Annotated in this window: 13 protein-coding genes; all 13 read left to right on the top strand. The window is 58.6% G+C overall.

The features are described from left to right. Positions 1-164 precede the first annotated feature (164 nt). The 13 genes from ABRP88_RS08810 to tuf all read left to right on the top strand — a co-directional run bounded on the left by ABRP88_RS08810 (position 165) and on the right by tuf (position 18741). Positions 165-443 carry a type II toxin-antitoxin system RelE/ParE family toxin gene (locus tag ABRP88_RS08810; RefSeq protein WP_284642670.1) on the top strand — a complete coding sequence of 93 codons (279 nt, stop codon included), beginning with the start codon at positions 165-167 and terminating at the stop codon, positions 441-443. Continuing rightward, complete coding sequence (locus tag ABRP88_RS08805; RefSeq protein WP_284864783.1) at positions 418-753, top strand: HigA family addiction module antitoxin; 336 nt, start codon at positions 418-420, stop codon at positions 751-753. Before ABRP88_RS08810 ends, ABRP88_RS08805 begins: the two co-directional genes overlap by 26 nt. Before the next feature lie 76 nt (positions 754-829). Further along, on the top strand, positions 830-1843 hold the full coding sequence (gene pgfA, locus ABRP88_RS08800) for a cell envelope lipid trafficking protein PgfA (protein WP_349836972.1): 1014 nt from the start codon (positions 830-832) through the stop codon (positions 1841-1843). A 376-nt stretch (positions 1844-2219) separates the two neighbouring features. Then, positions 2220-5714, top strand: coding sequence for a DNA-directed RNA polymerase subunit beta (gene rpoB, locus ABRP88_RS08795; protein ID WP_349836971.1), 3495 nt, complete (start codon positions 2220-2222; stop codon positions 5712-5714). 132 nt (positions 5715-5846) lie between these two features. Further along, positions 5847-9842, top strand: coding sequence for a DNA-directed RNA polymerase subunit beta' (locus tag ABRP88_RS08790; protein WP_284770903.1), 3996 nt, complete (start codon positions 5847-5849; stop codon positions 9840-9842). A gap of 365 nt (positions 9843-10207) precedes the next feature. Beyond that, positions 10208-10822: an ECF transporter S component gene (locus tag ABRP88_RS08785; protein ID WP_284770904.1), complete on the top strand. Its 615-nt coding sequence runs from the start codon at positions 10208-10210 to the stop codon at positions 10820-10822. Positions 10823-10835: 13 nt separating this feature from the next. Continuing rightward, complete coding sequence (locus ABRP88_RS08780; protein WP_349836970.1) at positions 10836-12263, top strand: ABC transporter ATP-binding protein; 1428 nt, start codon at positions 10836-10838, stop codon at positions 12261-12263. Next, a complete protein-coding gene (locus ABRP88_RS08775; protein ID WP_349836969.1) occupies positions 12256-13026 on the top strand; it encodes an energy-coupling factor transporter transmembrane component T family protein in 771 nt (256 codons plus the stop codon). The genes ABRP88_RS08780 and ABRP88_RS08775 overlap by 8 nt, the downstream gene beginning before the upstream one ends. Before the next feature lie 26 nt (positions 13027-13052). Continuing rightward, complete coding sequence (locus tag ABRP88_RS08770) at positions 13053-13604, top strand: nucleoside/nucleotide kinase family protein (RefSeq protein ID WP_284851476.1); 552 nt, start codon at positions 13053-13055, stop codon at positions 13602-13604. Positions 13605-13867: 263 nt separating this feature from the next. Then, positions 13868-14239, top strand: coding sequence for a 30S ribosomal protein S12 (gene rpsL / locus ABRP88_RS08765; RefSeq protein WP_005276879.1), 372 nt, complete (start codon positions 13868-13870; stop codon positions 14237-14239). A 6-nt stretch (positions 14240-14245) separates the two neighbouring features. Further along, positions 14246-14713, top strand: a complete 468-nt coding sequence (gene rpsG, locus ABRP88_RS08760; protein ID WP_023025169.1) for a 30S ribosomal protein S7 — start codon at positions 14246-14248, stop codon at positions 14711-14713. 318 nt (positions 14714-15031) lie between these two features. Further along, positions 15032-17161: an elongation factor G gene (gene fusA, locus ABRP88_RS08755; protein ID WP_349836968.1), complete on the top strand. Its 2130-nt coding sequence runs from the start codon at positions 15032-15034 to the stop codon at positions 17159-17161. 389 nt (positions 17162-17550) lie between these two features. Continuing rightward, positions 17551-18741 carry an elongation factor Tu gene (gene tuf, locus ABRP88_RS08750; RefSeq protein WP_284784374.1) on the top strand — a complete coding sequence of 397 codons (1191 nt, stop codon included), beginning with the start codon at positions 17551-17553 and terminating at the stop codon, positions 18739-18741. The last annotated feature ends 252 nt before the right edge of the window (positions 18742-18993 follow it).

Genomic DNA, 18993 nt, shown 5'->3' with positions numbered 1-18993 from the left:
GAAGGATCCCAACGACTCGACACCACAAACACCACCAATCAAGGTCAGGTGTTTCCACGATCCTTAGAATCCGCCTTCCTTGAGCTTAGTGGGTCGTTGCGACGACTCTAATAATGATTGTCTCAGCGGTAGACTCAAGTTTCAAAGTGTGACACTATAGGATTGTGGAATTTAGGAGAGATAGCTTAGAGCTGTTTCACATTAATGGTAAATCGCCCAAGTACGTACCTCCTGAATTGCGGAAAGTATTACGCCGGAAGTTGATCATGATTGATCGATCTGCGACAGTTTCTGATTTAAGAGTTCCGCCAGCGAATCACCTGGAAAAGCTTAGAGGTCAGTTCGAAGGCTTTTATTCGATTCGAGTAAATGCACAGTGGAGGATAATTTTCCGGTGGACAGAGAAGGGAGCTATCGATGTTGACTTCATCGATTACCACTAATGGGTCTGAAGGAGCACTGGACATAGTCCCTGTGCCGCACCCAGGTGAGGTATTAAGCGAAGAGTTTTTAACGCCTTTAGGTATTACTCAATATCGCTTGGCGAAGGACGTTTTTAGCAGCAAATCCCAGATTTCGAAGCTTGTCCGAGGGCGAATTGGATTGAGCGCGGATATGGCTTTGCGTCTTTCAGCATATTTTGGCAATTCCGCCGAATTCTGGTTGGGATTGCAAGAAGAATATGACCTTTGGTGCGCTCGGCGCACGACGGACACGAGCGGCATTATTGCCTGGGATAAGCACACGGCGTAGGAATCTTAGGTTTAGTCCGCTCGAGCCCGCCTGTAGAAACTAGGATTTGGGTGCTCGCGCTGTAGAATTAGCCCCCATGCTGCCCAAGTCCCGCATCTTTTCCGTCCTTTTACTTGGCCTCGGCGTAGCGCTGGTGGCCGCCGGAGTAGCGGCGCCGGCGTTTTTGGATTTCTCGCCGCGGTTGCCGTTGGAACTCAAAAACACTACGTGGACCCTTAAGGATGACTCCGCGGATTCCCAAGTGGTCAATAAGGATGGCACGTCGCCTTATTCTGGGCCGATGACCTACCAGATTAATGCGAGCATCCAAGAGCCTTCAGATGAAGATACCGCGACGCTGCGCATAGGGGAGACGCGCCTGCGCGGCGATGGTCAGGGCATCGACGATTTAAGCCAGGCGCAGGTGTGGACCTATCCCATCGACCGCCTGAGCGGTGAGGCAGAGGCAGAAGCCAGCCTGAGCCACACTTTGGCTAGCCCCGAAGATCAGGTGGCCATCGACGGGTACTGGCTGAAATTCCCAGCGGATGCGGAGAAAACGAACTACCCGGTTTTTGACCCCACCCTGCGCAAGGCGGTGGACGCGGTCTTTGAAGAAGAAACTGACATAGAAGGCCGCACGGTGTATCGCTATCACCAGGAAATTGAACCAACGAACGTAGCGCAGCTGTATGCCGCCGATGGCAATACCACCTCCTTCCCCAAGGAAGATGGGGGTCAAGAACCTGGTTATTTGATGCACTCGGGCAGCCGAGACTTCTACGTCGACCAAGCCACGGGCCTAGTTGTGGGCATGGATATGGATATCGATGACTACTACGCGGACCGCGAGGGGGTAGGGCGCGAGCGAGCCTTTGTCTTTAACGGTTCTACCTCAGAGGAAAGCCGTGCGGCGCTCATCGCGGAAGCAGAATCATTCCCACGCAACCACGTGGCGGAGATTGCGCGCTGGGTAGCCCTAGGAATCGGTATCTTGCTTACCTTTATTGGGGTCATTGGGGCACTTGGAATATATGACCGTAAAAACAAGCATGTACGCCGTCGCGGAAAGAAAAACGTCACCCAAATAGCTAGGCAAAGTTCCAGCTAAGAGCCTTAAGTGTGGTTCGGGTTGCGGTTGCATGAGTTTTTAGTGGTACGGTGCTTGTGGTTGCCGCGATAGACGCGGTGCAGCATTACTGCCGCGTTGGCGCAGCGGCGAGCGAGAGCTTGCCCCCGAACGCGGAATGAAAAAAGCCTTAAGAGTGGTGTGTCTTTACATACCTGAGTTTTTCCTATACACTAATTCGTTGCGCTGGAATCTGGATCTTCGGTGCACATTTAGCCTTTCGGGTTGGTGATGGCAAAACCGACTTGACAAGGTGATTTTGTGCATTCTGAACCCAGACACTCCACAGCAGACCGAATGCTAAAATTACCAGCGGTTTTGCTGCTCGTCGGCCAGGGCGAGTAGCAATCCGCGTGAGGTGCTGGAAGGACCCATCTTGGCAGTCTCCCGCCAGACCAAGTCAGTGGCCAATATCCCCGGAGCCCCGAAGCGATACTCGTTTGCGAAAATTAGCGAGCCTATCGCCCTGCCGGGCCTCCTTGACGTACAACTCGATTCCTTTGCTTGGCTCGTCGGCTCGCCGGAATGGCGCGAGCGTGAGCAGGCTGAGCGCGGCGATGACGCACGCGTGACGAGTGGCCTTGAGGATATCCTCGAAGAGCTCTCGCCGATTCAGGACTACTCGGGCAATATGTCCCTGTCCTTGTCGGAGCCTCGCTTCGAGCCGGTGAAAAACACCGTCGATGAGTGTAAAGAAAAGGACATCAACTACTCCGCGCCGCTGTACGTGACCGCAGAGTTCATTAATAACGACACCCAAGAGATTAAGTCGCAGACCGTCTTCATCGGTGACTTCCCGATCATGACGGATATGGGTACCTTCATCGTGAACGGTACCGAGCGCGTCATCGTCTCCCAGCTGGTGCGTTCCCCGGGTGTGTACTTCGATCGTTCCATCGATAAGTCCACCGAACGCCCGCTGCACTCCGTGAAGATTATTCCTTCCCGCGGTGCTTGGCTGGAGTTCGACGTGGACAAGCGCGATACCGTCGGCGTGCGCATTGACCGCAAGCGCCGCCAGCCGGTAACCGTCCTGTTGAAGGCACTGGGTTGGACCGAGGAGCAGATCAAGGAGCGCTTCAGCTTCTCTGAGCTCATGATGTCCACCCTAGAATCTGACGGTGTATCCAACACCGATGAAGCGCTGCTGGAGATCTACCGCAAGCAGCGCCCGGGCGAGCAGCCTACCCGCGAGTTGGCGCAGTCCTTGTTAGATAACTCCTTCTTCCGCGCTAAGCGCTATGACCTTGCCAAGGTTGGCCGCTACAAGGCCAACCGCAAGCTGGGCCTTGGCGGCGACCACGACGGTCTGATGACCCTGACTGAAGAAGACATCGCCGTCACCCTGGAGTACTTGGTACGCCTGCACGTTGGCGAGCGTGAGATGAAGGCACCAAACGGCGAGATGATCTCGCTGAACACCGACGACATCGACCACTTTGGCAACCGTCGTCTGCGCACCGTGGGTGAGCTCATCCAGAACCAGGTCCGTGTTGGCCTGTCCCGCATGGAACGCGTCGTGCGCGAGCGCATGACCACCCAGGACGCCGAGTCCATCACGCCGACGTCCCTGATTAACGTGCGCCCGGTCTCTGCTGCTATCCGCGAGTTCTTTGGTACTTCGCAGCTCTCGCAGTTCATGGACCACAACAACTCCCTGTCTGGCCTGACCCACAAGCGTCGCTTGTCCGCACTGGGCCCAGGTGGTCTGTCCCGTGAGCGCGCCGGCATTGAGGTGCGAGACGTGCACGCTTCGCACTACGGCCGCATGTGCCCGATTGAGACCCCTGAGGGTCCAAACATTGGTCTGATTGGTGCGCTGGCGTCCTACGCCCGCGTGAACCCCTTCGGCTTCATCGAGACCCCGTACCGCAAGGTCGTTGACGGCAAGGTTACGGACCAGGTGGAATACCTCACCGCTGATGAGGAAGACCGCTTCGCCATTGCTCAGGCTGAGGTCGAGCAGGACGAAGAAGGCCGCCTGATCGGCGAGCGCATCGAGGTCCGCCTGAAGGAGGGCGACATCGGAGTGACCGATGCCTCCGGTGTGGACTACGTTGACGTTTCCCCGCGCCAGATGGTCTCCGTTGGTACCGCCATGATTCCGTTCTTGGAGCACGACGATGCTAACCGTGCCTTGATGGGCGCGAACATGCAGAAGCAGGCGGTCCCGCTGGTTCGCTCCGAGGCCCCACTGGTGGGTACCGGTATGGAGCAGCGCGCTGCTTATGACGCCGGCGACGTCGTCATCACGCCAAAGGCCGGTGTAGTTGAAAACGTCACCGCTGACGTCATCACCATCATGGACGATGAGGGCCAGCGCGATACCTACATCCTGCGCAAGTTCGAGCGCACCAACCAGGGCACCAACTACAACCAGACCCCGCTGGTGTCCATGGGACAGCGCGTAGAGGCCGGCCAGGTTTTGGCTGATGGCCCAGGTACCCATAATGGTGAGATGTCGCTCGGCCGCAACCTGCTGGTTGCGTTCATGCCGTGGGAAGGCCACAACTACGAGGACGCCATCATCCTCAACCAGCGCATCGTGGAGGAGGACATCCTGACCTCCGTCCACATCGAAGAGCACGAGATCGATGCTCGTGACACCAAGCTGGGCGCCGAGGAAATCACCCGCGAAATTCCAAACGTCGCTGAGGATGTCTTGAGCGACCTCGATGAGCGCGGCATCATCCGTATCGGTGCTGACGTTCGTGCCGGCGATATCCTAGTGGGTAAGGTCACCCCGAAGGGTGAGACCGAGCTGACTCCGGAAGAGCGCCTGCTGCGCGCCATCTTCGGTGAGAAGGCCCGCGAGGTGCGCGATACCTCCATGAAGGTTCCGCACGGTGAGGTGGGCAAGGTTATTGGCGTTGCTCGCTTTTCCCGCGATGATGACGACGACCTGGCACCTGGCGTCAACGAGATGATCCGCGTGTACGTGGCACAAAAGCGCAAGATCCAGGACGGCGATAAGATGGCCGGCCGCCACGGCAACAAGGGTGTTGTGGGCAAGATCCTGCCGCCAGAGGATATGCCGTTCATGGAGGATGGCACCCCGGTGGACATCCTGCTGAACACCCACGGTGTGCCGCGTCGTATGAACATCGGCCAGGTGCTTGAGTTGCACTTGGGCTGGCTGGCTCACGCTGGTTGGAAGGTCGACACCGAGGATCCGGCTAACGCCGAGCTCCTCAAGACCTTGCCGGAAGAGCTCTACGATGTCCCTGCGGACTCCCTGACCGCCACCCCGGTCTTCGATGGTGCTACCAACCACGAGATCGAGCGCCTGTTGGCATCGTCCCGCCCGAACCGCGACGGCGACGTACTGGTCAATGAGCACGGTAAGGCCACGCTTTTCGATGGCCGCTCGGGCGAGCCGTACAAGTACCCCATCTCCGTGGGCTACATGTACATGCTCAAGCTGCACCACCTGGTTGATGAGAAGATTCACGCTCGTTCCACTGGTCCTTACTCCATGATTACCCAGCAGCCACTGGGTGGTAAGGCTCAGTTCGGTGGCCAGCGCTTCGGTGAGATGGAGGTGTGGGCAATGCAGGCTTATGGCGCTGCCTACACCCTGCAAGAGCTCTTGACCATTAAGTCCGATGACGTGGTGGGCCGTGTGAAGGTCTACGAGGCCATCGTGAAGGGCGACAACATTCCAGATCCGGGCATCCCTGAGTCCTTCAAGGTGTTGCTCAAGGAGCTGCAGTCCCTGTGCCTGAACGTGGAAGTTCTTTCCACCGACGGCACGCCGATGGAGCTGTCTGGCTCTGATGACGATGACATGGATAGCCCATCGCTTGGCATTAACTTGTCCCGCGATGAGGGCTCTTCCGCAGACATCGCCTAAATAGATTCTCGGTCCACTGCGGAATGCATGGTTCCGGTGCTTGACACCGGGACCGCCGCGGGCGGGCAATAAAGATTAATTCATTAAAAGCCATCAATTCCTCAGATGACGAGGATGAAAGGGAGACATTACGTGTTTGACGTAAATCTCTTCGACGAGCTCCGCATCGGTCTGGCCACTGCTGACGATATCCGTCGCTGGTCTAAGGGTGAGGTTAAAAAGCCCGAGACCATTAACTACCGCACGCTGAAGCCGGAAAAGGACGGCTTGTTCTGCGAGCGCATTTTCGGACCTACCCGTGACTGGGAGTGTGCTTGTGGTAAGTACAAGCGCGTCCGTTACAAGGGCATCATCTGTGAGCGTTGCGGCGTAGAGGTCACCAAGTCCAAGGTGCGCCGTGAGCGCATGGGCCACATTGAGCTGGCCGCTCCGGTAACCCACATCTGGTACTTCAAGGGCGTTCCTTCCCGCCTGGGCTACCTGCTGGACCTGGCTCCGAAGGACCTTGAGCGCATCATCTACTTCGCTGCCAACATCATCACCTCCGTTGATGAAGAGGCTCGCCACAACGACCAGTCCACTCTGGAAGCAGAAATGCTGCTGGAAAAGAAGGACGTTGAGGACGATACCGAGTCCGAGATTGCAGAGCGCGCTTCCAAGCTCGAGTCCGATTTGGCAGAGCTGGAGGCAGCCGGTGCGCGTGCCGATGCCCGCAAGAAGGTACAGAACGCTGCCGATAAGGAAATGCAGCACATCCGCGAGCGCGGCGAGCGCGAGGTCGCGCGCTTGGATGAAATCTGGAACACCTTCCTGAAGCTTGCTCCGAAGCAGATGGTCATCGATGAGACCATTTACGAAGAGCTGGTTGACCGCTACGAGGATTACTTCACCGGCGGCATGGGTGCAGAAGCCATCCAGACCTTGGTACGCAATTTCGACCTCGAGGCAGAGGCCGAGGAGCTGCGTGAGATCATCAACAACGGCAAGGGCCAGAAGAAGATGCGCGCGCTTAAGCGCCTCAAGGTTGTTGCCGCATTCCTGAACTCCGGCAATGACCCGGCAGGCATGGTGCTTGACGCTATTCCGGTTATCCCGCCTGAGCTGCGCCCGATGGTGCAGCTGGACGGTGGCCGCTTCGCCACCTCGGATCTGAATGACCTGTACCGCCGCGTTATCAACCGCAATAACCGCTTGAAGCGCATGATCGACCTGGGTGCACCAGAAATCATCGTGAATAACGAGAAGCGCATGCTGCAGGAGTCTGTTGACGCGCTCTTCGATAACGGCCGCCGTGGCCGTCCGGTTACCGGCCCGGGCAACCGCCCGTTGAAGTCTCTGTCTGACTTGCTCAAGGGTAAGCAGGGTCGTTTCCGCCAGAACCTGCTGGGTAAGCGCGTGGACTACTCCGGTCGTTCCGTTATTATCGTCGGCCCCCAGCTGAAGCTGCACGAGTGTGGTTTGCCGAAGCTGATGGCACTCGAGCTGTTCAAGCCCTTCGTTATGAAGCGCTTGGTAGAAAACGACTACGCCCAGAACATCAAGTCTGCAAAGCGCATGGTGGAGCGCCAGCGCCCAGAGGTGTGGGACGTGCTGGAGCAGGCCATTTCTGAGCACCCTGTGATGCTCAACCGTGCACCTACGCTGCACCGCCTGGGTATTCAGGCTTTCGAGCCGAAGCTGGTTGAGGGTAAGGCTATTCAGCTGCACCCGCTGGCCTGTGAGGCCTTCAACGCCGACTTCGACGGTGACCAGATGGCAGTTCACCTGCCGCTATCCGCAGAAGCACAGGCAGAGGCTCGCGTGCTGATGCTGGCTTCCAACAACATTCTGTCCCCGGCATCCGGTAAGCCGCTGGCTATGCCGCGTCTGGACATGGTGACCGGCCTGTACTACCTCACCATGGACAAGGCAGAGGACGAGATCGGCGGCAACGGTCGCTACCGCGAGGCTGGCGAGGATTACCCCGCTACTGGCGTGTACTCCTCCTACGCCGAGGCCCTGATGGCCTACGACCGTGGCACGGTTGGTCTTCAGGCACCGATCAAGGTCCGCATCGATCACCTGCGCCCTCCAGAGGACATCGAGGCAGAGCTCTTCCCCGATGGCTGGTCCAAGGGCCAGGCATGGTTGGGTTACACCACCATCGGCCGCATCATGTTCAACGAGCTGCTGCCGTGGAACTACCCGTACCTTGAGGGCATCATGGTCCGCAAGGGCGGCGGCACCGACGGCAAGGTGCTCATTGGTGACGTGGTCAATGACTTGGCCACCAAGTACCCAATGATCACCGTGGCCCAGGTTCTGGACAACATGAAGGATGCTGGCTTCTACTGGGCAACCCGTTCCGGTGTGACCATTACGATGTCTGACGTGCTGGTGCTGCCGAATAAGACCGAGATCCTCGAGTCTTATGAGAAGGAAGCAGAGCGCATCGAGCGTAAGTACTGGGAGCAGGGTGCTCTCACGGAGCGCGAGCGTTATGACCGCCTGGTTGAGCTGTGGAAGGATGCTACCGACACCGTTGGTGAGGCCGTCGAGAACATCTACCCGGATTACAACCCAATTCCAATGATTGTGAAGTCGGGTGCTGCCGGTAACATGCGTCAGATCTGGACGCTGGCCGGTATGAAGGGCATGGTTGTGAACTCGCACGGTGATTACATCACCCGTCCGATTAAGACCTCCTTCCGCGAAGGCCTGTCCGTGCTGGAGTACTTCAACAACTCCCACGGTTCCCGTAAGGGTCTGGCCGATACCGCGCTGCGTACCGCTGACTCGGGTTACCTCACCCGCCGTCTGGTGGACGTCGCTCAGGACGTCATCGTCCGCGAAGAGGACTGTGGCACCCGCCAGGGCGTGCGCGTTCCTATCGGTGAGGTTTCCGGCGACAAGGTCGTCCTCTCCGAGCTGTGGGAGACCTCCGCTTCCGGTCGCGTGCTTGCCACCGACGTCAAGGACGAGAACGGCGAAGTCGTCGCAGAGGCTGGTGCAGACTTGACCGAGGAGCTTACGCAGAAGCTTCTCGATGCCAAGGTCACTGACGTCAAGGTTCGCTCCGTGCTGACCTGCCAGACCCCGGCTGGTGTCTGTGCTAAGTGCTACGGCAAGTCCATGGCATCCGGCCAGTTGGTCGACATCGGCGAGGCCGTCGGCATCGTGGCTGCACAGTCCATTGGTGAGCCTGGTACCCAGTTGACCATGCGTACCTTCCACCAGGGTGGTGTCGGTGGCGACATTACCGGTGGTCTGCCGCGTGTGCAGGAGCTCTTCGAGGCCCGTAACCCGAAGAACCGCGCACCGATTGCCTCCGTGGACGGCACCGTGTCCCTGTCCGATGAGGGCAACTTCTGGACCATGACCATCACCCCGGATGACGGCTCTGATGACGTGGTTTACGAGAAGCTGTCCAAGCGCCAGGGCCTGGCTCAGGTGCGTCGCCCGATGGAGTCCAACCCGGATGCGATGATCGAGCGTTCCTTGCGGGACGGCGACCACGTTGAGACCGGTGACCGCTTGATGCGTGGTGCGGCTGACCCGCACGACGTGCTCGAGGTTCTGGGCCGTCGCGGTGTGGAGCAGCACCTCATCAACGAGGTGCAGGCCGTGTACCGCACCCAGGGTGTGGCTATCCACGACAAGCACATCGAGATCATCATCCGCCAGATGCTGCGCCGCGGTACCGTCATCGACGCCGGTACCACGGAGCTGCTGCCGGGTAACCTGATCGACCTTTCTGAGGCCAAGCAGATGAACGCTGCACAGGTCGCAGAAGGCGGCGAGCCGGCACAGCTGCGCTCGGAGATCATGGGTATTACCAAGGCTTCCTTAGCTACCGAGTCTTGGCTGTCCGCCGCTTCGTTCCAGGAGACCACGCGTGTGCTTACCGATGCCGCTATTAACAAGCGCTCCGATAAGCTCATTGGTCTCAAGGAGAACGTCATCATCGGTAAGCTGATCCCAGCCGGTACCGGTATCTCCCGTTACCGCAATATCTCCGTTAAGCCGACCGAGGCTGCGCGCAACGCCGCATACTCGATTCCGACTTACGGCGATTCCATCTACGGAGACGATGGCTTCGGTGAATTCACCGGCGCCTCCGTCCCACTGGATGAGGACTTCACCTTCTAAGTCCTAGAGCGCGTGTGCCCCGCGGCACCGCGTTCAATTAGAGCCCCCGCTTCCGTGTGCAACGGTAAGCGGGGGCTCTTGTCGTTGAGGTTCGTTGTCGCGGTTGCGCACGCCAATTCGGCCGCCGAATCGATTGCGGGGACCCCTATGCGTGCCTGCTAGTATGAGTAAAGCCTGTGGCCCAGATAAATAAAATGTGGGCCTTGGACTACTTGATTTACACCATTACACGGGAGCTTTCAGAATCTGTGGGCCCTTGGGGCGCACAGGCCGCACCGGCACAGAAATGAAGGCTGAGATACTGCGATATGACGCGGTGAACCGTTGAACCTGATCCGGGTAATTCCGGCGAGAGGGAGAAAACAATGACTGCTAATACTGCTGGGGCCGCAACACCAAAGCGCAACTTGGACTGGCGCGTGGTGGATATTGTGGTGGCATCCGTCTTGGGTGTTGCCTGTGGTTTCGTATTCTTGGGCTGGAATGCCGTGGGCTATGCCTGGTACGAGGCCATGGATGCGCTCACGCCGGGGCTTGGTGGCTTGGCCACCGGTATCTGGCTGCTTGGTGGCATTCTGGGCGGATTGGTCATCCGCAAGCCGGGTGCAGCGGTGTACGTGGAGGTTCTCGCCGCTACCGTGTCTGCCGTCTTGGGTTCGCAGTGGGGCATTAGCACCCTGTACTCGGGCCTGGCGCAGGGTATTGGTGTGGAAATCATCCTCGCTATCTTCATGTACCGCCAGTTCAACCTTGGCGTTACCATCCTGGCCGGTATGGCAGCAGGCTGGGGTGCCTTCGTCCTAGAGCTGTTTACCTCCGGTAACCTCGCGAAGTCCTTCGAGTTCAATGTGATCTACTTGGTCACGTTGACCATTTCCGGTGCCATCTTGGCCGGCGCCCTGGGCTTTTACCTGGTGAAGGCATTGGCTAAGACCGGTGCCCTTGACCGCTTTGCAGTAGGCCGCGAACAGCGCGCTTAGGGCTTAGACCGCTGTGACTGATTTTTCACACTTCACGGGAAATGCCACAAAAATCTCGGCTCGCGGCTATGGGTGGACCCACGCTGGGCGCTCCCAACCGGCGCTGCAGGACATAGACCTCGTCATCGATCCCGGTGAGAAGATCCTGCTTTGCGGGGACTCCGGTTCCGGTAAGTCGACGCTATTGGCGGCGATGGCAGGTGTCTTGGGCTCTGATGAGGAAGGCACGCGCACCGGCGAGATTACCTTGGAGGATTCTGCGGGCACGGTGGAAGAGCCGGGGCGGACCATTCCGGTGGGGCTGGTCCTCCAGGATCCGGATTCGCAGGTCATTTCCGCGCGCGTGGGCGATGATATCGCCTTTGGCTGCGAGAACCTGGCGTATCCGCGCGAGGAGATCTGGCGCAGGGTGCAACAGGCTCAAGACCTAGTTGGCCCCTATGTGGACCTGGATTTTCTCACCGAGCATCTGTCCGGCGGGCAAAAGCAACGCTTGGCGCTCGCCGGGGTTATCGCCATGGGCGCGGGCGTGGTCCTATTGGATGAGCCGACCGCTAACCTGGATCCGGAAGGCGCGCAGGACGTGGTGCGGGCCGTCGGCAAGCTAGTGGAGCACACCGGTGCCACCTTGGTGGTAGTCGAGCATCAGCATGCGGCGTGGGAAAGCGTGCTGGACCGCGCGGTAGAGCTGAAGGATGGGCGCATTATTTCTGATGGCCCCTTTGCTGACGTCGCCCGCAAGCGCCAGGTCACCGGTCTCCCGCGGGCGCGGTCGCTGGGAAGCGATGCGCTCGCAGAGTCCACTGCGGCGCTGTGGAGCAAGGACTTGGTCACCCGCTATGGGCCGCCGCGGTCTATCTCCCTGCCGGCGGGCGCCTCGACCGTCATCACTGGCCGCAATGGCGTGGGAAAATCCACGTGGCTGATGACAATGGCGGGGCTGTTGCCTGCCGAGTCCGGGGAAATCGGGGTTGCTGATTTCATCCGCCGCGGCGTGAAGGGCCCTCCTTCCCGGTGGAAATCCCGCGAATTGGCTGACCGCATTGGCTTCGTATTCCAAAATCCGGAACACCAATTTGTCTCGCGCACCGTGGAAGAAGAACTGCGGGTCGCTCCTAAGGTCATGCGCGTTGATCCCCCAGAAAAACGCATCGCGCAACTGGTGGAATCGTTGCGCTTGGGGCATTTGCTGAAGGCCAATCCCTTCACGCTTTCCGGGGGCGAAAAACGCCGGCTTTCGGTAGCAACGGCTCTGGTCACCGCGCCGGAGGTGCTGCTTTTGGACGAGCCGACCTTTGGCCAGGATCCCGGCACCTTTGTGGAATTGGTGGGCCTTTTGCGCCAATTGGCCGATGACGGCACCACCATTGCCTCCATTACCCATGACCCACAATTCATGGCGGCCTTGGGCGATTATCAGGTGGAGGTGCGCGGTGCCTAATCTCTTGCGCAATGTAAACCCGCTGACCCGCATCTTCTTGATGTTCGTCTGGGTCACGCCGCTGCTTGCCTCCATCGACTGGGTATCGGCGGCGATATCGCTAAGCCTGACGCTCATCTTGGCGCCGCTGTGTGGCGTTTCCTGGGTGCGCTTGTGGAAGGCCGGCTGGTTCTTATTCCTCATCGCCCCGCTCTCGGGCATTTCCATGCTGCTCTATGGCGCGCCCGGTGGAGAGGAGTACTTCAGTTGGTGGCTTATTACGGTGACGGAAAATTCGGTCACCTTGGCCATCGCGATCACGCTGCGTGTGCTCGCGGTCGCGCTACCAACGGTGGTGCTCGCACGCGATATCGATCCCACCGAGCTTGGCGATGCCCTCTCGCAGATCCTCCGCCTTCCCTCCCGCTTCGTCATCGGCGCCGTGGCCGGCGTGCGCATGATGACGCTCTTGAAATCGGATTGGCAATCGCTCGGCATGGCGCGCCGAGCCCGTGGGCTCACGGATGAAGGGCGCTTCAAGCACTTGCTCACGATGTCCTTTGGCCTGTTGGTGATTGCCCTGCGCCGCGGCGGCAAGCTCGCGACGGCGATGGAAGCGCGCGGTTTCGGGCGCACCCCACCCGGAGGAGGGGAGCGGACCTGGGCCCGAGAATCCAGGTTGCACGCCCGCGATGGGTGGGTGATGGCCTGCGGCCTCGCCCTTGCTTGTGTACCGGTGGTAACTTCGGTACTTACTGGGGCCTGGAGATTCTTTGGCCTTTAATCCGCGAAAGCAGTGATTCAAGCACTATGGACATTGATGCCGAACAAGAGCGCCTCTTGGAGGACATCGTTAAGCTAGCAGCCTCGCGAAAGCGTGCGTTTAAACCCATCACGGTGCTTATCGATGGCCCCTCGGGCTCCGGCAAAACCTGGACCTCCGCCGCCTTGGCAGATCGCACTAATTGGCGGGTGGTTCACCTCGATGAATTCTATCCCGGTTGGCATGGCCTGGAGAAGGGCTCCGAGATGGTGGGCGAGCAGGTCTTGCGCACCATGAACCCTGGCTATTGGCGCTGGGATTGGGAGGCCAATTGCCCCGGGGACTGGGCAAGCCTCGACGTTCGTGATGACCTCATTGTTGAAGGCGTTGGCTCCGTGACCGCGGATAATATCGCGGCGGCGAAAAAGCGCGGCGCGGTGGTGACCGTGCGCATCGATGGCCCCCGCGACCAACGCTATGAGCGCGCGATTGCCCGCGAGCCGGCCTATGAGAAATGGTTTAGCACCTGGGAAGAACAGGAAAAATCCTACTTTTCTGACAAGGCCGCAGAGCCAGACCTGACGTGGGAGTGGGAGTAGCCCCTCCGCGCCGCCGGCAGGATACATTCCCTGTTTTGTATTCATAGCGCTGGCTTTGCTAGTCTTATGTCTAGTTCACTATGTATTGTGCACCCTGTGTGAATATGGCGCGCAAAGAACATGGTGAAAAGTCTGATCCTTAACAAGGCACCAGCCTTGAGAAGATTTCTGGACATGCGGAAGCGCCCCGGGAAAGAGCGCCTATTTTCGCATGTTTGGTTCCCTTCTTAAGAAGTGGTGCAATTCGACAGAAAGACTGTTTAATGCCAACTATTCAACAGCTGGTCCGCAAGGGCCGCCAGACCAAGCGCAAAGAGGTTTCTACCGCTGCGCTGAAGGGTTCCCCGCAGCGTCGTGGCGTGTGCACCCGCGTGTACACCACCACCCCGAAGAAGCCGAACTCCGCTCTTCGTAAGGTTGCTCGTGTGCGCCTTACCAGCGGTATCGAGGTTTCGGCCTACATCCCAGGTGAGGGCCACAACCTGCAGGAGCACTCCATGGTCCTCGTTCGCGGCGGCCGTGTGAAGGACCTTCCAGGTGTTCGTTACAAGATCATCCGCGGCTCCCTGGATGCCCAGGGTGTCAAGGACCGTAAGCAGGCTCGTTCCCGTTACGGCGCAAAGAAGGGACAGTAATAAACAATGCGTAAGAATGCTGCTCCGAAGCGTCCTGTAGTAAAGGACCCGGTATACAACTCCGAGCAGGTAACCATGCTCGTCAACAAGATCCTCCAGGACGGCAAGAAGTCCACCGCAGAGCGCATCGTCTACGGCGCGCTTGAGGCTTGCCGCGAGAAGACCGGCACCGACCCGGTCGGTACCCTGGAAAAGGCCCTGGGCAACATCCGTCCGGACCTCGAGGTTCGCTCCCGCCGCGTGGGTGGCGCTACCTACCAGGTGCCGGTCGAGGTTCGCCCGGACCGTGCCAACACCCTGGCACTGCGTTGGATGGTGACTTTCACCCGCCAGCGTCGCGAGAACTCCATGATCGAGCGTCTCTCCAACGAGATCCTGGATGCCTCCAACGGCCTCGGCGCTTCCGTGAAGCGCCGCGAGGATACCCACAAGATGGCTGAGGCTAACCGCGCCTTCGCTCACTACCGCTGGTAATTTTCAGCACCTGCATCATTGGCCTAAGCAACGAGAAACGAGTTTCGCGCTGACTTCCGGGTTTCCCGGCGGCGACACAAAACTTCATATCTCTTGCTTGGGCCATTTTGGTGGCACTGGGTGTGATTTAGACCAGCGCAGCTGGCCTAGTCCAGCGCATTCGCTTTATGTCCAGTACACTGAAGCGATGGAAGTCTAGGAGCCACTGGGCACCTAGCACGGCCACTCAATGGCAAACTTTTCAAGAACTTATCCATGCAGGCGTCTTAGCCAGGTTTCTGGTCACGGCGTCGACGACTATTAAGTTGGGGTATAAACGTGGCACAAGAAGTGCTCAAGGATCTGAACAAGGTCCGCAACATTGGCATCATGGCCCACATCGATGCTGGTAAGACGACCACTACCGAGCGTATTCTCTTCTACACCGGTATCAACCGTAAGGTGGGCGAGACCCACGACGGTGCATCCACCACTGACTGGATGGCACAGGAGAAGGAACGCGGCATCACCATTACCTCCGCTGCCGTGACCTGTTTCTGGAACAACAACCAGATCAACATCATTGACACCCCGGGTCACGTTGACTTCACCGTTGAGGTTGAGCGCTCCCTGCGTGTCCTCGATGGCGCCGTCGCCGTCTTCGACGGTAAGGAAGGTGTGGAGCCACAGTCCGAGCAGGTGTGGCGCCAGGCTGCTAAGTACGACGTTCCGCGTATCTGCTTCGTCAACAAGATGGACAAGCTGGGCGCAGACTTCTACTACACCGTTGACACGATCGTTGAGCGCCTGGGCGCTAAGCCGCTCGTTATGCAGCTGCCTATCGGCGCTGAGGATGACTTCGACGGCGTCGTTGACCTGCTGAACATGCAGGCCATCACCTGGCGCGGCAAGGTCGAGACCGGTGCTGAGCCAACCTACGAGGAGATCCCTGAGGACCTCAAGGAAAAGGCTGAGCAGTACCGCGAGCAGCTGGTTGAGGCCGTTGCAGAGTCTGACGAAGAACTCATGGAGAAGTACTTCGGCGGCGAAGAGCTTTCCATCGACGAGCTGAAGGCCGGCATCCGCAAGCTGACCATCAACTCCGAGATTTACCCGGTCTACTGCGGTACCGCTTACCGCAACAAGGGTGTCCAGCCGCTGCTGGATGCTGTTGTGGACTTCCTGCCTAACCCGCTGGACGTGGGCGAGGTTATCGGCCACGCTGTCGGCGATGAGGAGCAGGAGCTTACCCGTAAGCCTTCCGTTGAGTCTTCCTTCTCCGCGCTGTCCTTCAAGATTGCAGCTCACCCGTTCTTTGGTCAGCTCAACTTCGTGCGCGTGTACTCCGGCCAGGTCATCCCTGGTACTGAGGTCATGAACTCCACCAAGGGCAAGAAGGAGCGCATCGGTAAGCTCTTCCAGATGCACGCCAACAAGGAGAACCCGGTGGAGCAGGCTGACGCCGGCAACATCTACGCCGTTGTTGGTCTGAAGGAAACCACTACCGGTGACACCCTGTGTGACAAGAACGACCAGATCATTCTTGAGTCCATGGACTTCCCGGATCCGGTTATCAAGGTCTCCATCGAGCCGAAGACCAAGGCCGACCAAGAGAAGCTGGGTAACGCCATCCAGAAACTTGCTGCTGAGGACCCAACCTTCACCGTTGAGCTGGATGATGAAACCGGCCAGACCGTCATCGGCGGTATGGGCGAGCTCCACCTCGACGTTCTTGTTGACCGCATGAAGCGCGAGTTCAAGGTCGAGGCAAACATCGGTAACCCACAGGTTGCTTACCGCGAGACCATCCGCCGCAAGGTGGAGTCCATCGACTACACCCACAAGAAGCAGACCGGTGGTTCCGGCCAGTTCGCAAAGGTTATCTGCACCATCGAGCCGTACAACCCGGACCCAGAGACCTTGGAAGAGGGCGAGTCTGCAACCTACGCTTTCGAGAATGCCGTGACCGGTGGCCGCGTGCCGAAGGAATACATTCCTTCCGTCGATGCTGGTATCCAGGACGCTATGCAATACGGCTACCTGGCTGGCTTCCCGATGGTCAACATCAAGGCAACGCTCGAAGACGGCGCTTACCACGACGTTGACTCCTCGGAGATGGCCTTCAAGCTGGCCGGCTCCCAGGTATTCAAGGAAGCTATGGCCAAGGCAAAGCCGGTTCTGCTGGAGCCAATGATGGCCGTTGAGGTTGTTACCCCTGAGGAGTACATGGGTACCGTTAACGGTGACATCTCCTCCCGTCGTGGCCAGGTCTTCGCCATGGAAGACCGCTCCGGCGCCAAGGTCGTCAAGGCCAAGGTTCCGCTGTCTGAGATGTTCGGCTACATCGGTGACCTGCGTTCTTCCACCGCAGGCCGCGCTAACTTCACCATGGTCTTCGACTCCTACGCTGAGGTTCCTTCCTCCGTGGCTCAGGAGATCATCGAAGAGCGCACCGGCGGCGCGAACTAATAGCGACGCCCCGCCCGTTCAGCGGTGGTTAAGGGCTGGTAGTCTCTGCCAGTAGATGCCAGCCTCACCGCTGAATGTGGCAACTGGGCTGGGTAGCGGCGGGCTGAGTTTGCAGCTAACACCATTGGTTGTGAATTGAGCCGGCCGTTACCCTCCCAGGATCCTTTATTTGAGACTCTTGTTGAGGGAAATGGCCGCGAAGATACGCGGGGTTACCTCCTATAATGGCGGTTTGAAAAAACCGCGGGATAAATCTAGGATCGTGTAACTGGCACGTAAAGAAAGCGTCATTAGCGCTTTGTCCCAGACAATGGGTCAGGTGCCAATGACAACTGTCAACCACGTGGCTGCGAAGGTCGTAGCCACCATATAGTCCAGGAGGACATACAGTGGCAAAGGAGAAGTTCGAGCGTACGAAGCCGCATGTGAACATCGGCACCATCGGACACGTCGACCACGGCAAGACCACCACCACCGCAGCGATCACCAAGGTTCTGGCTGACCAGTACCCTGAGGAGAACCAGGCATTCGCGTTCGACATGATCGACAAGGCTCCTGAGGAGAAGGAGCGCGGTATTACCATTAACATCTCCCACGTGGAGTACTCCACCCCGAAGCGTCACTACGCACACGTTGACGCCCCGGGCCACGCCGACTACATCAAGAACATGATTACCGGCGCAGCTCAGATGGACGGCGCTATCCTGGTTGTTGCTGCAACCGATGGCCCGATGCCGCAGACCCGTGAGCACGTTCTGCTTGCTCGCCAGGTTGGCGTTCCTTACATCCTCGTTGCACTGAACAAGTGCGACATGGTTGACGATGAGGAAATCATCGAGCTCGTGGAGATGGAAATCTCCGAGCTGCTCGCAGAGCAGGACTACGATGAGGAAGCTCCTATCGTTCACATCTCCGCTCTGAAGGCACTCGAGGGTGACGAGAAGTGGGTACAGTCCATCGTTGACCTGATGGATGCCTGCGACAACTCCATCCCTGACCCGGAGCGCGCTACCGACCAGCCGTTCCTGATGCCTATCGAGGACATCTTCACCATTACCGGCCGCGGTACCGTTGTTACCGGCCGTGTTGAGCGCGGTCGTCTGAACGTCAACGAGGACGTTGAGATCATCGGTATCCAGGAGAAGTCCCAGAACACCACCGTTACCGGTATCGAGATGTTCCGCAAGATGATGGACTACACCGAGGCCGGCGACAACTGTGGTCTGCTTCTGCGTGGTACCAAGCGTGAGGACGTTGAGCGTGGCCAGGTTGTTATCAAGCCGGGCGCTTACACCCCTCACACCAAGTTCGAGGGTTCCGTCTACGTCCTGAAGAAGGAAGAGGGCGGCCGCCACACCCCGTTCATGAACAACTACCGTCCTCAGTTCTACTTCCGCACCACCGACGTTACCGGTGTTGTGAACCTGCCTGAGGGCACCGAGATGGTTATGCCTGGCGACAACGTTGAGATGTCCGTTGAGCTCATCCAGCCTGTTGCTATGGACGAGGGCCTGCGCTTCGCTATCCGCGAGGGCTCCCGCACCGTCGGCGCTGGCCGCGTTACCAAGGTTCTCGGCTAATCGAGGCTTCGTAACCGCTCAGTAGAGCTTTAAGAGTCCGCTGCACCGCATACTGGTGTGGCGGACTTTTTTGATCCCCACTCGCGCCTTGAGTTGGAGAGGTCGTTGGCTACAGGCAGTGCTGGTGCTTTAGCGGCTTTCTGCTGCACTCCGAGGGAACTGTAGGGCGAGCTTAAGACCTACTCACGCCGTTAGAGGCCTGAATGCAGCGATATGGCTGTGCCAGGGTAGAGGCCATCTCGGAGGCTTTTA

It is taken from the genome of Corynebacterium sp. KPL2734 (genome assembly GCF_040225595.1).
Taxonomy (GTDB): Bacteria; Actinomycetota; Actinomycetes; order Mycobacteriales; family Mycobacteriaceae; genus Corynebacterium; species Corynebacterium rhinophilum.
Note: the sequence above shows the minus strand (reverse complement) of the source record. Positions and strands in the feature narration are given on the sequence as shown.